The 15,402-nt window shown below is 59.8% G+C and carries 15 protein-coding genes; 2 read left to right on the forward strand and 13 right to left on the reverse strand.

Translation table 11 applies throughout. The annotated features are described in order from the left end of the window. The first annotated feature begins 207 nt into the window (after positions 1–207). Entirely contained in the window at positions 208–792 is a 585-nt protein-coding gene (locus ACJJV2_RS09720) for an NAD(P)H-dependent oxidoreductase (RefSeq protein ID WP_153635580.1), read from the forward strand. Positions 793–1,129: 337 nt separating this feature from the next. Here the strand turns inward: ACJJV2_RS09720 and ACJJV2_RS09725 are convergent, their stop codons facing one another. The 3 genes from ACJJV2_RS09725 to ACJJV2_RS09735 form a co-directional block, all read right to left on the reverse strand. Continuing rightward, positions 1,130–2,659, reverse strand: coding sequence for a PepSY-associated TM helix domain-containing protein (locus ACJJV2_RS09725; protein ID WP_405280373.1), 1,530 nt, complete (start codon positions 2,657–2,659; stop codon positions 1,130–1,132). 108 nt (positions 2,660–2,767) lie between these two features. Continuing rightward, positions 2,768–3,244 (reverse strand): hypothetical protein, encoded by a 477-nt coding sequence (locus ACJJV2_RS09730; protein WP_043332172.1) that lies wholly within the window; start codon positions 3,242–3,244, stop codon positions 2,768–2,770. Further along, positions 3,241–3,966 (reverse strand): SCO family protein, encoded by a 726-nt coding sequence (locus ACJJV2_RS09735; RefSeq protein WP_405280376.1) that lies wholly within the window; start codon positions 3,964–3,966, stop codon positions 3,241–3,243. Before ACJJV2_RS09735 ends, ACJJV2_RS09730 begins: the two co-directional genes overlap by 4 nt. 279 nt (positions 3,967–4,245) lie before the next feature. Here ACJJV2_RS09735 and ACJJV2_RS09740 point away from each other — a divergent pair, with 279 nt between their 5' ends. Then, complete coding sequence (locus ACJJV2_RS09740) at positions 4,246–4,668, forward strand: hypothetical protein (protein WP_405280379.1); 423 nt, start codon at positions 4,246–4,248, stop codon at positions 4,666–4,668. Positions 4,669–4,820: 152 nt separating this feature from the next. Here the strand turns inward: ACJJV2_RS09740 and ACJJV2_RS09745 are convergent, their stop codons facing one another. The 10 genes from ACJJV2_RS09745 to ACJJV2_RS09790 form a co-directional block, all read right to left on the reverse strand. Further along, complete coding sequence (locus tag ACJJV2_RS09745) at positions 4,821–5,258, reverse strand: Sbal_3080 family lipoprotein (RefSeq protein ID WP_405280382.1); 438 nt, start codon at positions 5,256–5,258, stop codon at positions 4,821–4,823. A 300-nt stretch (positions 5,259–5,558) separates the two neighbouring features. Continuing rightward, positions 5,559–6,725, reverse strand: a complete 1,167-nt coding sequence (locus ACJJV2_RS09750; protein WP_405280385.1) for a hypothetical protein — start codon at positions 6,723–6,725, stop codon at positions 5,559–5,561. 50 nt (positions 6,726–6,775) lie between these two features. Continuing rightward, complete coding sequence (locus tag ACJJV2_RS09755) at positions 6,776–7,657, reverse strand: type II secretion system F family protein (RefSeq protein ID WP_405280388.1); 882 nt, start codon at positions 7,655–7,657, stop codon at positions 6,776–6,778. Beyond that, the gene (locus ACJJV2_RS09760) at positions 7,654–8,517 is read right to left on the reverse strand and encodes a type II secretion system F family protein (RefSeq protein ID WP_159055743.1); all 864 of its coding nucleotides are present in this window, start codon (positions 8,515–8,517) and stop codon (positions 7,654–7,656) included. Before ACJJV2_RS09760 ends, ACJJV2_RS09755 begins: the two co-directional genes overlap by 4 nt. Position 8,518: 1 nt before the next feature. Next, positions 8,519–9,826 (reverse strand): CpaF family protein, encoded by a 1,308-nt coding sequence (locus tag ACJJV2_RS09765; RefSeq protein WP_159055744.1) that lies wholly within the window; start codon positions 9,824–9,826, stop codon positions 8,519–8,521. A gap of 122 nt (positions 9,827–9,948) precedes the next feature. Then, positions 9,949–10,716, reverse strand: a complete 768-nt coding sequence (locus ACJJV2_RS09770) for a M48 family metallopeptidase (RefSeq protein ID WP_248378874.1) — start codon at positions 10,714–10,716, stop codon at positions 9,949–9,951. Positions 10,717–10,726: 10 nt separating this feature from the next. Continuing rightward, complete coding sequence (locus ACJJV2_RS09775; RefSeq protein WP_405280393.1) at positions 10,727–12,682, reverse strand: pilus assembly protein N-terminal domain-containing protein; 1,956 nt, start codon at positions 12,680–12,682, stop codon at positions 10,727–10,729. A 134-nt stretch (positions 12,683–12,816) separates the two neighbouring features. Next, a complete protein-coding gene (locus ACJJV2_RS09780) occupies positions 12,817–13,563 on the reverse strand; it encodes an SAF domain-containing protein (RefSeq protein ID WP_405280396.1) in 747 nt (248 codons plus the stop codon). An 87-nt stretch (positions 13,564–13,650) separates the two neighbouring features. Then, positions 13,651–14,031 (reverse strand): hypothetical protein, encoded by a 381-nt coding sequence (locus ACJJV2_RS09785; protein WP_199852355.1) that lies wholly within the window; start codon positions 14,029–14,031, stop codon positions 13,651–13,653. 387 nt (positions 14,032–14,418) lie between these two features. Further along, positions 14,419–15,186: an extensin family protein gene (locus tag ACJJV2_RS09790; RefSeq protein WP_405280400.1), complete on the reverse strand. Its 768-nt coding sequence runs from the start codon at positions 15,184–15,186 to the stop codon at positions 14,419–14,421. Positions 15,187–15,402 lie beyond the last annotated feature (216 nt).

Below are 15,402 nucleotides of genomic sequence, written 5' to 3' on the forward strand. Positions count from 1 at the left end.
CCCAACCATCAGCAATACAATCCCTTTCCTCGGCGCTCATACCGCAGAAGGCATGAAGGGAGTGAATGCGTAGATATCGCGCGCAACCTGATCGGATTGTTGCACCCACAGCAAAGGTGTTTTACGCCAGCGCCGCTTTATCAATGACTTGCGAACACTCATGCTGTGCGCCATTGCTGAAAAGCCAACAGTTGTGGAGTACCCGGCATGAAGATTCTACTGATCAACGGCGGCAAGGCCTTTGCCCATTCCAATGGCGAGCTGAACGCGACGCTGCATGAGCTGGCGCGCGGTGAGCTGGCCGAGCTGGGTCATGAAGTGCGTGAAACCGTCATCGAGGAAGGCTTCGAGGCCAAGGCGGAAATCGAGAAGCAGCTGTGGGCGGACCTGATCATCTATCAGACCCCAGGTTGGTGGATGGGTCTGCCGTGGACCGTGAAGAAGTATCTCGATGACATCCTGACTGAGGGCCACGGCTCTCTATATGCCAGCGATGGGCGTCATCGCACCAGTCCGACCCAGGGCTATGGCACTGGCGGCTTGATGCAGGGCCGCCAGTACATGCTGTCACTGACCTGGAATGCGCCACTTGAGGCCTTTGATGAAGAAGGCAACTTCTTCGAGGGCAAGGGCATCGATGGCGTCTACTTCCCGGTACACAAGGCGATGGAATTCCTCGGCATGACGGCCTTGCCGACCTACCTGGCCACTGATGTAATCAAGAATCCTGACCTGGCAGCCTACACCCAGGCCTACCGCACGCACCTGCGCGAGCACGTCGGCCACGCCTGAAGGCTCGAGAGATGAGTTGCGAGCGCTGAAAGCACTCGAGCCCGCTCGTAATACAAGAAGCCCGCCACCGGTGACATGACCGATGGCGGGCTTCTTGCGTTCTAACGAATAGCGGCGACCAGCGCTCACTATTGAGAGGGTGCGGGTCTCAGAAGCTCCAGCTGGCGTGCGTCCAGAAGATACGCCCCGGCTCATTGACCTGTACATCGCCCTGCAACGGATCGTCGTAGAAACGATTGACGTGGTAGGCGTAGGCCTTGTCGAACGACCGGTGCGAGCATGGCAGATCCACTGGCGAAGACGGTAAACGTGCCCGCCAGTGGAGAGGTGTGCCCGTTTACACCTTGGCCTCCTGCAGGTCATCCCCACGCTTGTGCGTGGCGCGAATCCACAGCCAGTCAAGCAGCCCCATCACGACCAGCGAGAGGCCGACCAGCGGGAATATGACACCGATGATCATCATCAAGCCCCAGACACCGGCGATACGCTTGCGCTCCTTGGGCAGCGGCGGGATACCGATACCGCCCACCGGACGACGCTTCCACCACATCACGCCCGCACCGACGCTCATCATCACCATCGCGATACAGGCCAGTACCAGCACCAGCTGGTTGATCAGCCCGTACTGCTGCCCCAGGTGAACATTGATGCCCCACTCCAGCGCTCGACCCAGCGGGCCATAATCGGCGTAATGCATGTCCAGCAGCACATCGCCGGAATAGCGATCCACATGCACCACCTGCTGGCGCTCCAGCGCATCCGGATAGATGGAGCCGGTGTAGACGCCCTGCGGCGAGCCCGGCAGGTTGATGGCATAGCCCGGTGCCAGGCCTTCGCGAGCGAAGATGCGCTCAGCCTTGTCGAGGCCGATATCGGCATGGGCAATCGCGGCGGCGCTCAGCGGCACGGCCGCAGCGCCGGAGGCCTGCTCGGCACCAGACTTGGTGCTACCACCGCCATGCCCGGCATGCTCTCCCTCGTCTACAACAGGGCTTGTTGCTGCAGCCGGCAAGGAAGATAACGGGATAACGGCCTGTTCGAGCGACCAGGTCGTCCGCTCCTGGTCCACCAGACGGGTATCCGACATCGGCGTATTCACGCGCACGCCATCGGGATACCCGAAGTTATGCCCGTTGGCCAACTCGTTGACCTTGGCACCCCACACCATAGACCACGGCATGCCGGTCACGGCGAGAAACAGGATGAAACCAGCGGCGAAGATGCCACACACGGCATGCAGGTCGCGCCACCACAGACGGCGCGCAGGCGTGGTGCGCAGCGTGACGACGCCACCCTTCTGCCCCCGCGGCCACCACAGATACAGGCCGCTGAGTACCAGCAGAATGCTCCAGCCGGCGGCGATCTCGATCGCGGCATTGCCGATGGGGCCGGTGATGGCGAGGCTGTGCAGATTGCGCACCGTCCACATGATGCTGTCACGGTAGGCCATCTGCCCCTGCACTTCGCCGCTGTAGGGATTGACGTAGACCGCCTGCTTGCCACTGCCATCGGCTGCCACGATATCGACTTCCGTGGTCAGGTCACTGACCGCAGGTGGCACGACACGCACGGCCTTGCCGGGCAGACTTTGCACGGCGACACGCACCTGCTCGCTCAGCGGGACACTCGCCTGTGCCTGGCCATTGACCTGTTGCACCACCGGCGTGTTGACCTTCATCAGGTCGGCATGCACGAAGTGATCTATCTCTTCACGGAACAGATAGAGACCGCCGGTGACGGCCAGCAAGGTCAGGAAAGGCAGCACCAGCAGGCCGGCATAGAAATGCCAGCGCCACACGGCGCGGTAGATATCGCTGAAACCGCGAGCGGCGCGACCCGCGGAGTCGGTATTGGTTGTTGAACTCATCTCGATTACCCATCGACAGGTGCCACGACGCGCGACGGATACTTTGTCCGCCGGTCAACGTGAGGTCACCGAACACTATGGAGAGCCACCGCGAGGTGGCCCAGCAATTCATGGCGCGAGGGAATCGTGAGGTGGCGCGCGCCCGGGCGGACGCAGATAGACATTGATGTCGCGAAACGCGACAAGGCAGGGACGCGGGGCCGCGTCGCGAGACAACCGCCCCAACGCCAGCAACAGGGCAACGGCGACCAATGCCAGCGTGAAGGCCGCCATGCTGGCCAACGGACAATCCGAGGCAGCGGAGCTATGGGTGATCTGCGCCTGCGAACCGCTTTCGCGAGCGGCGCGGATTATCCAGTCGCTATCGGCACTCACCCAACGCCCGGTACCAACGCTCTCGAAGACGGCATGGTCGTTGACCATCACCACTCGTGGGGCCGCCAGCGGCATGACCAGCATGGCGGCCAACGCGATCAGCATCACGAAGACGACATGCCCATTGGCCGCGGTCAGGCGTGACAGGGCGCGATGATAGGAGACGGATTGACGCCTGGCGTGGCGAGTCGAGGGGCAAGTCGCGGTCATGCGCCCCCCGTGACCGGCACGTTAGCGTTTTCGCTCGTGTTGACGGCCGCAACACTGTCAGAAGACGGCGCTGCGGCCACGGACTGGAGCAGGAACGTCAGACGATCAGCAAGCTGCTCAGGCGTCTGACTGAGCGGCAGGGTGTCACGCAGCCGGCCCTGCTCATCGATCACGAAGATCGCCACGCTGTGGTCGATCATGTAATCGGCCTCACCGGCCGACGCCTGCGCTTGCGCGTGTTCAGGAGGATGACTCTGCTCGGGTTCTCGCCGCTGAAACTGGATACCGAGCCGCTGAGTGAATTCCTCCAGACGCGTGTCGTCCTGTGACGGGAGGCGAAGGCCGGTCACCGGCAGGCTGAAGGCAGACAGATAACGTGACAGCACGGGCAGGGTGTCGCGCGCCGGATCCAGCGTCAGAAACATCGGATGCAGATGCGCACGTGAAGTCTCGTCAAGGCGTTGCCAGGCCATCTGCAGCCGGGCAAGCGACAACGGACAGATGTCCGGGCAATGCGTAAAGCCGGGAATCAGCACGCTCAGGTGACCCGCTTCCCCCCGAGACAGGGTGTCCGCGTGCAGCAGTCCACGCGTGGAAGGCAGCTCGAGCGTCGTCGGCCACGCATTACGCGGTTGATGCGAGGCAGAAAGCCCCGTGATCAACGCGATAATGACGAGGGCAAAAGCACTGAGTCCCATCAGGATCAGCTTGCGCGGCGACATGAACACTCCAGCGTGGCGTGCAGAGAAGGTAAAGTCAGCAGGGTCGATGACAGGGATGCTAACCATTCACACCCGCGAAACCACTAATGCGACAAGTTGCCACAGCGATTGCCCCGGGCCTTCGCAAGCGCGACAAGGCCTCAGATAGCGTAAAGCCATCACCACCATCATCAGATTCAAAGTGCGTCTCACCCAGACGGACACGACACTGTCTCCATGCTCACGCAATTGAGCCAGTTCCCCATTCCCCTTCTTCCCCTCACGCCATGAGGCTTCGCCATGATTCAGCGCCTTTCCCTGCACCCAGCCATCCTTGAAGTGCGCGACCTCGATGCCGCTTGCCGTTTCTTCACCGAAACACTCGCCCTGCCCATCCTGTTGCGCAACGCCACCAGCGCGACCCTGGAGCTGAACCATCGCCGAGACAAGCAGACCAGCGTATTGCTGTTGCAGCGCAGTGCCGAGCAACCCGACAGCCGCCAGCTGACGCTTGAGATCGAGCGAACGGACTTTGCCCGCTTCCGCGACCAATGGCAGGCCCAGGGAGCGCATCTGATCGAGAGTCACGGCAGCAGCGCCCCCGGCTGTGCCTGGCAGGTGCTCGATTGCGTGCTCCCCGATGGGCATCGCCTACGCGTGGTCAGCATCAACCCCGAGCGCTGCGCTCCGACGATCAGCCGAGGCATGGACATGGCACCCTGAGATTCCAGCACACCAGATAGCTCGAGAGTCTCCGCTGGGCCGGCGCAAGACACAAGCGCCGGCCCCGCTATCAAGTGCGCCATCATGGCGAGAAATGACGTACCGGTGAGGCGTACAAGAAGATGGCTTGAATGCCCATCACGGCTGAGGCGTCAGTAGTTGACCAGCAAGTCATCAATGACCGGGTTCATCTTGATTTCGACCCCGGCAAACTTGGAGAACGTCAGACCACCCTTTGCGACAAGATGATATTGCGCATAGGCGATTTCATCGCCATACGGATCATTGAGCCAAAGTTCTGCGTGTGACAGATAGGTCGTGAAGTCCCAGGAGCGCAAAGCGGTATACGTCAATATCACTTCACAATGGCCGGGGACCGGAGCGTCATAGACTCGCGTATTCAAGCCATTGCGGCTGAAGCCACGTTTGATCACACTCAGGAAGCCGGGCACGATCACGGCTTCATTGCGCTCGATGCACACGGTATCCAGATAGGACATGCGTTCCAGAGGCTGAACCTTCACCGAGGTACAGCCGGCCATCACGAAGGTGATGGAAGCTGCCAATAACGCCTTCGTCATCCCTGTCATTCTTGACTCCCTGTCATTGAACAAGAGGCTTTATCGCGAGATATGCCTGGAAGGCATGCTTGTCCGCAGGGTATTAGTGAAAACAAATAAATGCGAGGAATCTGCCAGTTATTCTGATTCAGGGTAATGGACAGAATTTATGCATCATGAAATCGACGATTGTTAGTCCTTATTGCACGCCCTACTCTCGGTTCGCTCTATGGCAAACATCTCCATCATCAGGGCAATGGCGTGACTACGCCTCAATACGTAGCACGACATCCTCCCCTCTCCTTGGTTGTGCCTTTCGACAGTACCGTCTCACAGCCCTTCTCCATCGGGCGGCGTACGAATCCAGTTGCTGGAGGCCGTCGTCGGAGCACGTAGCTGGAATGGGGCCACCAGCGCGTCGAGTGCATTGCGTGTCGGGTCATCAGCAGATGGAACACTTTCTGCCAGCTGGAAATCTTCCACTGCCGAGCAGGTCAACTCGCCGGGCAAGGTGTTCGTTACCGCCTCCAGCAACGGCTCGATCAACCCCAGGTCCGTCGTGGCACGCAACTGATCAAACAGTGTACGTACCAGCGCTGTGACAAGATCGCCATCCTCATCCAGCGACGTGCCAGCGGGGCAATACAATGTCCCCACTTCCACTTCAGGAACGCAAACCCCCAGCAATGCGCAGGTGGGCAAGGCATTGACGGTACCCAGGGTAGTATCCACCAAAGCATCCACCGGCCCGATATAGTTGCTCAGTATATCGTCTTGAGCGACCGTGCCGGGGGGTGGAGTACATAGATCTACAATCCCGGTGCTCAACAGACAGGTGGTATCAGCCTGGACGGATTGCGGGTCATCCAGGGTGAATTGCTCGCAAGGAGCCCCCGCGATCACTTTCTGCGATATCCAGCGCGACTGCACATCAACGCCATCGAAAGGACACTGCTGGGGTGTCCCGCGATAGAGAAAGCCCGGCAAGGCAGCAGGATCGCCAGGCCCGATGGCATAGACAGGTCCGCCCTGCAGCGCATGCAGGTAGCTGACACTGCCAGCATTCACATCACCCGCAATGTCGCGACTGTCCGTCGCTTCATCACTGGCAGACTTGATGCAAGGATCGCCACTGCAATTGGGAGTGGCGTAATAAAGTGGTTCTCGACTGGAGAAGCGGTCATCGCGAATCCCGATCAGGGCACGGTTGATGCCGGATGGTTGGCTGCGATCGAAATAGAGAATGCGCGGGGCATCATGCTCATCGACATCGAAGACTTCTCCCAAAGCTCGTCCATTGGCATCCTCGACAACGAGCTCGCGGGACTGCTGGGTCATGTAATGCTTGAAGAGTGCATCACGTATCGCCGCCAGCCCGACCAGCGAGCCGATGATCAGAATCGAGGTGATCAGGATCAACTCGATGGTAATGATGAAACCGCCTTGCCTGCGACGCGAACGACACGCGTGAGTGACCGAATCATGTCCTGCCACCATATGCCTTCTCCCGAGACGATTGCGCTTGCGAAGATGCCCACCTTGACGCCTCACCACAGCTCCCTCATCAGGATCAGCACCTCCTGAACGCGCAGGCTGGCCGGAAAGATCACCAGCACGAAGAACAACGGGCCACCGACGAGCAACATCGGAAACAGTGCCTTGACGCTGCGTTGCTGCATGGCCTTGCGCTGCCGCTCATTCTGTTGACGCGCCAGCTGGGCCGCAAAGGCTTCCAGCACATCGTGCAATGGATTGCCCATCCTGTTGCCGGCGACCAGCAACATGGCGAACTGATGCAATTCACGGCTTCCGGTTCGTCTGGAAATGCGCGTGGCAGCTTCCTGGAGCGACAACCCGCCTTCCAGCTCAGCGCTGAACAGCTCAAGCTCAAAGGCCAGCGGATGCCGAGGTGGCAGCGCCTGACGCGCGGCCTCCCGCAGTGAAGCGGCAAGAGACAGGCCATGGCGCTGGTACGCCAGCGATACGGCCAGCAGGTGTCCCAGAGCAGCCGCGATGTGTATCTGGCGTTCGCGCCTGCGCTGTCCCAGCCATAGATGCGGCACTACGATGCCGAGCAGCATGCCCGCAAGCCCCCCGAGGTTTGCCCCCGTCATGCGCAGGATCAGCAAGGCCAGGAGGGCAGGCAGCAACAGCTGGAGCCCCCACCACCAGATCACGTGCCGCGGGTTCAGGCCAGCCTGACGCATGCGCCGACGCGGAGTGAGTGATCTGTTCTGGCTGATGTTATCGGGGTTACGCAACAGCTCCTGCAATACATCCGCAATTCCGCTCTCCTCCAGGCGCACCTTGAAAGTACTGTGCAAGGCCAGATAGAGCGCCAGCAGAGCGCCAAGCATGCACAGAATGATGATGTCCGGCAGATAAGCCTCGGGGAACGTCCATGACGGGATACCGGAAAAGACATTCATGGCTGCTTCCTCATCATCTGACGCAACCAGGCAAAGCCGAGAATCTGACAGCACACGGCTCCCAGCAACAGTACGCTGCCCAGAGGATGGTCCAGCAGCAGTATCAACCAGTCAGGCTCCTTCCAGAGGATGAAGGGAACGATGGCGTAAGGCAGCAGAGCGATGACCAACAGGGAATAGCGCGCACCGGACAGTTCGGCACGCAGCTGACGCCGCATCTGGTAACGCTCATGCAGGGTGGGCAGCAGCGAGGGAAGCAGACTGGCGAAGCTCATGCCACGCCGCTCGGCGCTGATCATTGCAGCAGTGAAGAGTCTGACGCTCTCACAGGGATAGAGACGCAGCATTCGCGCGCAGGCCTCATTCAGTGACAGGCCCATGTCCAACCGATAGACCAGCTGCATCAACTCGCGCCGTGCGGCCTTGAGAGAGGATGATCCCGCCAGACGTAGCCCATTACGCAGGTTATCGCCCAATTTCAGACTGGCCTCGAGCATGTCCAGCGCCTGAATCAGATCGCCTTCGAAACGGAAGATGCGCCGACTGGCGAATTCGTGGAGCAGGAAGCCAACCAGCAACAGGCTGGTCATCAGCGCGAGGGACGCGAGCAGCAGGTTGCCGGGAAACCAGCCAAGGAAGATCACGAAGATCATCACGCTGCTTCCCCACACGCCCGCCACGAACAGCACTGGACGCATGCTGATGTCCAACAAGGCCAGCAGACGTTCGAGACGCGACATCTCTCGGCGGTGCATCAGCCCCAGGGTCATATCCGCTCCCATGAAACGCTGTGCCCTGATCATGCTGATGATCAACCACAGCGAAGACAGCGCGATGCAGACCAGCAGCAGGATAAGCATGTCAGCCCTCCTGTCGTGACACACCTTCACACCAACCGTCCCTGACGCCAGGCGCCAGAGTGGCGCCACGTGCCTCGAGATGAGCGATGAAGGCATCCAGCACATCGGGGTTGGCCTGATAGGCCTCTTCGCCGCAGGGCTCACCGGGCGTCATGGTCGCGCGACGGTGCAGCAGCTCACGAGGGCGCTCTTCCCCCAACCAGGCCAGGCTGGCAAGTTGGCGATGACCCTCGGCGTCGCGTTCGAGATGTACGATCAGCGCTCCACTCAGGCGTACCATCTCCTCGATGACCTGACGATCGGGGTGAGCGCTGCTCATCAAGGCCAATGACAGCATTCGCACAGGGACGTCCAGTGCACTGTTGGCATGCAGGGTGGTCAGACTGCCATCGTGACCGACCGTCATGGCCTGCAACATCTCGAAGACCTCGCCACCCCGTGCTTCGCCGACGATGATGCGATCGGCCCGCATCCTCAACGCGGCTCTCAATAACTCGCCTAGCCCCTGAGGACGGGGAGAATCCCCTGCCACCGGATAGCTTTCAAGTCTGACGACATGCGGATGATGCAAGTCGAGCTCCGCACACTCTTCGACGCTGACCAGGCGCTCGCCATGACTGATATGCCCTGCCAGATAATTGAGCAATGACGTCTTGCCGACACCTGCCCCTCCGCTGATGATGATATTGACGCGCGCGGCCACTGCAGCCCCCAGCAATTGGATAAGGCTGTCACTCATGAAGCCCGTCGCGACCAGGCGTTGACGATCAAGGTAATGACGTCGAAACTTTCGAATGGAGACCAGCGTTCCATCCGGTGTCAATGGCGCGCATACCGCATGTAGACGACTACCATCTGCCAGGCGCGCATCAACGATCGGGCTGGAGGCATCCAGATGCTTGCCAAGCGGGGCGATCAATCGCGAGACGAAGCGCTGCAGGTGCGCCTCATCATCAAAGGCAAGCTCGGTGGGGTCCAGACTTCCGGCACGATCAGCCCAGATTTGCCCCGCCCCATTGACCAGGATGTCACTGACGGCTTCATCGGCCATCAACTCCGTCAGCGGTCCGAAGCCACAGAGGTCGTTGGTCAGCGTATCGAGCAATTGCTGGCGACTCTCAGGGTCCAGAGGTATCTGGTACTCGTCACACACGGTGGTCAAGGCATCCGCTAGACGTTGCTGAACGTCTGCCATGCCGCCCTGCTCATCCCTCTCCATCTCATGTCGTGGTGTCGAGTGGCTACGGCGCAATGCTTGCCCCTGCTCATCTGCCAGACGGGTGACCAGCACACGTTTCAGGCGGTCCATGACCTCCGGCGCGATGGAAAGGCGTGAGCTCGACGCATTTTCACTCCCGCAAGTATCCACCTGAGAGGCCGGGTCATGACGCGAGGGCTCTCGGTCACGGCGCATGCGCGACAATGGGCCAATCATGAGGAAACCCTCACACCACTGGCCAGTTGCTTCAGGGCATCCCCCCGGCAGTGCCCCGCTGTCGCCAGGCGCAGCAGGTGTGCTCGCGCGGGCTGGTGGTCCTGCTTGCGAGCCAGACTGGTATCAAATTGGTGGCAGGCATCTGCCAGGTGGCCCTGTGCTTCATTGATCAAGCCGCGATGATAGTCCACCCGCCAATCGGGAGCCCCAAGGCGGGATGCCAACGTCAGCTGCTGTTCTGCATCATCATAGCGACCCTCGACATAGCCCACGGCCGCCAATCCTTCATAAAGACCGGCATAATTGGGATGCAGCAACATGCCGCGATCGAGCACGTTGCGTGCCAGGGTCGTGTTGCCTTCCTCCAGCGCCAACTGGCTGCGCAGCACGAAGGCCTCCGGCGGGTGTGAAGGCCCGATGCTCATCTGATCGAGAAAGAACTGAGCCTTGTCGCCGCGCCCCGCCGCATGACTCAGCAATGCATTGAAATACAGGACTTCCGGGTTGCGTGGATACTCGACATGCAGCCGCTCCGCTTCTCGCAACAGGCGCTGGCAATCCACCATCGGACTTGCCACATCGTCCAGCTCCAGACAGGTCCGACCCTGTACCATCAACTGTTGGTACCGCTCATTGAGGTACTCGAGGCGATCGCCTGCGTCCGGACGGGATTCCCGCATGCTGTCGATGGAGCTGCAGCCGGCCAACCAGCCCACCATCACTCCCAGCACACCCAGACGACACACGGATTCACGAATGTTCATGGCGTACTCCTCAACGCGAAGATGGCAGGCGGCTCAGCGGCATGTCGGCAAGGCGACTGGCGCCATCCGGGAAACTCCACTGGGCGACTTCGTTGATCGGCTCTCGGATCAAGGTCGGAGTCACGATGATGACCAGCTCCTTGTCGACATCGGAACGATTGAAGGAACGTGTCATCCAGCCGAGAAGCGGGACATCGCTGGCGCCGGGCACGCGGTCTTCCTGGCCGCTCATGTCACGCGAGACCAGACCGCCCAGAATCAGCGGCTGGCCATCGCGCAGACGCGTGGTGGTACGCAGGCTGCGCACATTGAAGGCCGTGCTGTTGAGGTCGGAACCGGTGCTGTCGGCAATCTGTTGTGTCAGAAGCGTGTCCGGTGTCGAGATGGTCGGCAACACATCCAGCGTGATGCGATCATTTTCATCGACGAGGGCGCGCACGCTGAGCTGGACGCCGAACGACTTGAAGTCCGTACCGCTGAACACCCCGTTGGTATTGGCACCCAGGGTGTCATCCTGACCGACGCCTGATGGCGCGAACGCGGAAGGTACGGGAATCTCACCCCCGACCTGGAAGACCGAGCTCTCACCGGCCAGCACCGTCAATGTCGGGCGTGACAGGGTGCGTGAAATCCCCTCGTTCTCCATCAGGCTGAACAGCAGGTCGAAGGCGATGTCACTACCGCCGATCTGAAGGTTGTTGATGAGAGTCCCGTCCAGAATCTGCAGCGCATTCTCGAGTCCCGAGGCCCCGGCTGCACCGGTCTCCCCAAGTGCCAGCGGCCCACTGGCGTTGTAGCCGTTAGTCATGATGCTCAGGTCAGGACGCCAGGCTTTCATGCGCGAACGATTGACCTCATGCATCTGGATCGCCACTCGCACCTGGGGCACATCACGTACCTCGATCATCGAGATCAGGCGTCCGCCAGCGATGGAAAGCACCTTGGAACGGGCGATGTTGTTGCGGATGTTGTTGCTGAGATCACCACCACCGACACCACTACCGGAGGTGATGGAGCCTCCGTAACTGCTGGAGCGAACGTTATCGCCCATCAAGGCACCGGATTCATCCGCCAGCACATCAATCCCGGCTTCTCCTCCGGCCAGTGGGCTACCGCCAACGACTCGCGCTGCCACGTTCAGAATCCGCGTCAATGCCACCTGATCGCGCACTTCGCCTTCGAGCAGGAATGTATCGAAGAGGTCGTTGGGCATCTCACCGAACTGCAACCGCCTTACCTTGACCTCCTCCCCGCCCAAGGACGCAATGGCTTCCTTGAGCTTGTCGGTAATCGGTTTGGGCTTCTGGGTCACCTTGATGAGATTGATCACCGGGCTCGTCATGTTCGCATTCATGTTCATCGTGCTCGCACCCGCCGGCATGCCGGGGGGTGCCATCGAGGGCAGCGCACCGCGCTGCCCTGAGAGCAGGTAGTCCGTTGCTGCCTGCTGCGCAGCCTGTCGATACTCCGCCGTGGGCACCTTGCCACGCATTACCAGCACGGGGCGATCCGGCGCGGAACGAATGGAAATGGAGGGATGGATCTCGCGCAGCGCGCTGCTCAATACGCTCAGGTCGGGACTGACACTGAACAGGAAGGACTCATTGCTGCCATCGACGTACCAGACCATCACCGTAGTTCGCCCGACTTCCTTGCCCAACATCAGGACTTCTCGACCACCGATCACCTCGACCTCGATGATGCTCTGCTTGCCGACGGCAATGCGCTCTATGTCCTTGCCGAAGGCCAGGCGCGCATGAGTCCACTGCACCAGAGTGCGAGAGCGGGAATTGCCGCTGCTGTAGGCGGTATCCACATTGATGAGCCCGGCAGCAGGATTGACAGCGTCAACCGCGTCGACGCTCACGTCAGCGGCAACGGCAGACTGGCCTGCACTCGCGCAGGCAAGCGACAGGCACAGGATGAAGCCAGAGCATTCAGCGAGAAAAGCAGAAGGTTTGCTCATATTATCTCCAGGCCATGATGATCCGGCGGGGGGTGACCCAGGAAAGCGATCAGAAGAAAGGGGAATTCTGGTACTTTTTCAGAAATTCAAAACCAGCCAAGCATTCTCATGACACCGCAATATCGACCAAGGAGTCACAACTCGATCTCCACCTTTCTGCGCTGTAATCCTTGAAAAATCTCGATCTGACGCGTGTGCAAGGTAGGCGCCATCGGGAGACGGAGCTTGACATCTCTGCCATGTAACACCAACGACACTCTTTCCTGAGAATTCAAGCTTGCAAGGCGAAAGATATCCTTCGGTAATGCTGCGATGACCAGACCCGATGACTGGGTTGTCTGCTTGCCAGTGGCTTGCGACGATAGTGATGCCAGCGGACCGCTCGCCACTGGAGCCGGCTGATTGTTGTTCATCGTCCCCATCAGACGAACCTGTTCCGCAATCACGCGTACTCGCCCGTTGAGGCTACCGATGACATCAAAGGTATCGCTAGGCTTTATCTGTGAAACAGGGAAGGAATGACTCGCCATTGGGAGTGAGAACAACACCCTATCCTCGGGGATATATTGCGAAAGACTTTGACGTTTCACCGGCTTCAGGTCCTGAGGCTGAATGACATCCCCCGGCAGACGATTACGTGTCATGACCTTGCCGATCGCCATGCTCATGTCCTGCAGCCCTCCCGCCACATCTTTCATCATCTTGAGCTCCAGCATCTGAGGCGTGATGATCTGCCCCTGCGCGATCAGGTCATTGGCCACCAGCACCTCTTCTGCTCCCACACGCTCGTACTGACGGTACCCCAACAGGCTTGCCATCGAGGTCGACACCAGAAAAACGACCATGGCGACCGTCGTGCTGCCATTGAGACGTATATTCATGTCAACCTCCTTGATGGACGTCACGGTTGCTCATCATGGGAAAAAGGTCGGAGAAACTTCGATCTTCCCCAACCTCAAGAGCGGCTATTACGGCGTGAAGGCACTCGCACCGGTAGCATTCTCTGCACCGCTTCCCGCGGTGGTATTGGCCCCAGCATTGGTAGCCGCTTCACTATAATCCGCTGCGATAAAGTCGAAGGTGACGAGATCGCCAGCGTTGGCATCAGTCGCATCAACGAAGCCGGATCCTTCCAGGAAGGCGGTCCCTTCTGCATTGACCAACCCATCAAAAGCGTAGGATTGATCAAGCTGACCGATGGCTTCTGCAACATCTTCCATCTCAGCAGTCAGTGAATCGCGCATGGTTACCAGACCTACTACCATACCGATCACCATGACCGAGAGGATCAGTACCAGCTCGGTGGTCATCACGAAACCTGCCTGGGACTTCTTGGTTGTCTTTTTCATCTGTGAATCTCCAGTGAGGATATCTTCGACAGCTGCACTTTCCCGTTCAATGGATCGTGGCCACAAGCAGCGACTTGTCTGCACCTACTGTCCACGAATTTAAGACTAATCGGTTTTTTGAAATCCAACTGCAAACCAATGTGTCGATAAATGTCACATCAAGGGTGTCCGGAATAAGAAAAGGCAAGGCGCGGCTTTCGTGATGTTGAAGATATGCACGTGAGAAGTGGGAAAATGACAATCAAAAAAGGCACTGTGCGGGCCGCATCAGTGCCTTTCTTTGGTCAATATTGGCAGCCTTGAAGAGAATCTTTTCAATGTCCTGAGAGACTGTCGGTGCAGTGGCTGAGACGCAGCAACTGCAACACACGAACTGCAACACGACGTCTAGCGACAGAATCGCCAGCCCCGCGTGCCGAGGTGGAAGTGATCACGATGGGCGGCGTTGTAATCCGGGCCCAGCACGGTACCGAAACTCTCACAGGCGGCGTCCTGCACGGCACGCAGGAAGCGGCCCGGGGCATCTTCATCCTCGGGTGCCGTCCAGTCGCGCGGCAGGCGAATCTGACGGCCGTCCGCCAGCGTGAAGCCTGTGACATCCAGCGCATCCGCGGTGGCGTGTTCGCTGCGGCGTGCGTTCTCTCGTCCGTAGATGTTGCGGCAGGCGTAGCTGCCCACATGGGACACTTGCGTCACCTCGCTCCCCATGACCTCCTGTGCCGCTGACTTGAGCCCATGGCGCTCGAAGCGCAGCCAGCTCACCGCCAGCGGGCAGCTGGCAATGAAGGACTGGTTGAAGCGAACGGCCTGCTCACCACTCGCGCCTGACGCCGAATGCATGCGTACGCTGTTGATGAGGTCACAGCCGTTGTCGCTGGGGCGGTCCGGCAGGAAGGTCACCCGTTGCGGGGCTTCCCGCTCGAGAAATGCGCGACAGGCGGCCGGGTTCTCGTTCAAGCGTGAGAGCTTCCAGCCGGTCACCATGCCGGGCGGGGCCTCCAATTGCAGTGGCGCCCACGGGAGATAGTGAGCGGGTATCCAGCGCTCCAGCACGATGATATCGCGCTGGAGCGCAACGCCCAGGCCGATGAGCACAAGGCATATCAACGTGAGCCTCATGCCTTTGCGGCGCTGCTTGTGCTGCAAACCGTTCATGTTCGCCTCCTGTGCGCGATGCAGGCCCTCATCTGCCCCGGGCTTCGCCTGCCCCAGGGTGACTGACCACCGTGAATGGCATGACGTATCGACCGCCTCATATATGCCATATCAGAAACAGTGAAATGAAGGGCGAGACGCTGTCAGAGACGCGGCTGTCCACTATGCTGGACGCCATTCAGCAGACCAGCCACACACCCTTGAGGGGCCACGCCC

Source organism: Cobetia sp. Ld8, assembly GCF_045066615.1.
GTDB lineage: Bacteria > Pseudomonadota > Gammaproteobacteria > Pseudomonadales > Halomonadaceae > Cobetia > Cobetia amphilecti.

Excerpts from the sequence above, each read along its gene's own strand:
- ACJJV2_RS09745 (WP_405280382.1), bottom strand. The coding sequence starts at position 5,258 with ATGACAGGGATGACGAAGGCGTTATTGGCAGCTTCCATCACCTTCGTG.
- ACJJV2_RS09755 (WP_405280388.1), bottom strand. The coding sequence starts at position 7,657 with ATGAATGTCTTTTCCGGTATCCCGTCATGGACGTTCCCCGAGGCTTAT.
- ACJJV2_RS09730 (WP_043332172.1), bottom strand. The coding sequence starts at position 3,244 with ATGACCGCGACTTGCCCCTCGACTCGCCACGCCAGGCGTCAATCCGTC.
- ACJJV2_RS09770 (WP_248378874.1), bottom strand. The coding sequence starts at position 10,716 with ATGAACATTCGTGAATCCGTGTGTCGTCTGGGTGTGCTGGGAGTGATG.
- ACJJV2_RS09760 (WP_159055743.1), bottom strand. The coding sequence starts at position 8,517 with ATGCTTATCCTGCTGCTGGTCTGCATCGCGCTGTCTTCGCTGTGGTTG.
- ACJJV2_RS09740 (WP_405280379.1), top strand. The coding sequence starts at position 4,246 with ATGATTCAGCGCCTTTCCCTGCACCCAGCCATCCTTGAAGTGCGCGAC.
- ACJJV2_RS09765 (WP_159055744.1), bottom strand. The coding sequence starts at position 9,826 with ATGGACCGCCTGAAACGTGTGCTGGTCACCCGTCTGGCAGATGAGCAG.
- ACJJV2_RS09780 (WP_405280396.1), bottom strand. The coding sequence starts at position 13,563 with ATGAATATACGTCTCAATGGCAGCACGACGGTCGCCATGGTCGTTTTT.
- ACJJV2_RS09775 (WP_405280393.1), bottom strand. The coding sequence starts at position 12,682 with ATGAGCAAACCTTCTGCTTTTCTCGCTGAATGCTCTGGCTTCATCCTG.
- ACJJV2_RS09750 (WP_405280385.1), bottom strand. The coding sequence starts at position 6,725 with ATGGTGGCAGGACATGATTCGGTCACTCACGCGTGTCGTTCGCGTCGC.
- ACJJV2_RS09735 (WP_405280376.1), bottom strand. The coding sequence starts at position 3,966 with ATGTCGCCGCGCAAGCTGATCCTGATGGGACTCAGTGCTTTTGCCCTC.
- ACJJV2_RS09790 (WP_405280400.1), bottom strand. The coding sequence starts at position 15,186 with ATGAACGGTTTGCAGCACAAGCAGCGCCGCAAAGGCATGAGGCTCACG.
- ACJJV2_RS09785 (WP_199852355.1), bottom strand. The coding sequence starts at position 14,031 with ATGAAAAAGACAACCAAGAAGTCCCAGGCAGGTTTCGTGATGACCACC.
- ACJJV2_RS09720 (WP_153635580.1), top strand. The coding sequence starts at position 208 with ATGAAGATTCTACTGATCAACGGCGGCAAGGCCTTTGCCCATTCCAAT.
- ACJJV2_RS09725 (WP_405280373.1), bottom strand. The coding sequence starts at position 2,659 with ATGAGTTCAACAACCAATACCGACTCCGCGGGTCGCGCCGCTCGCGGT.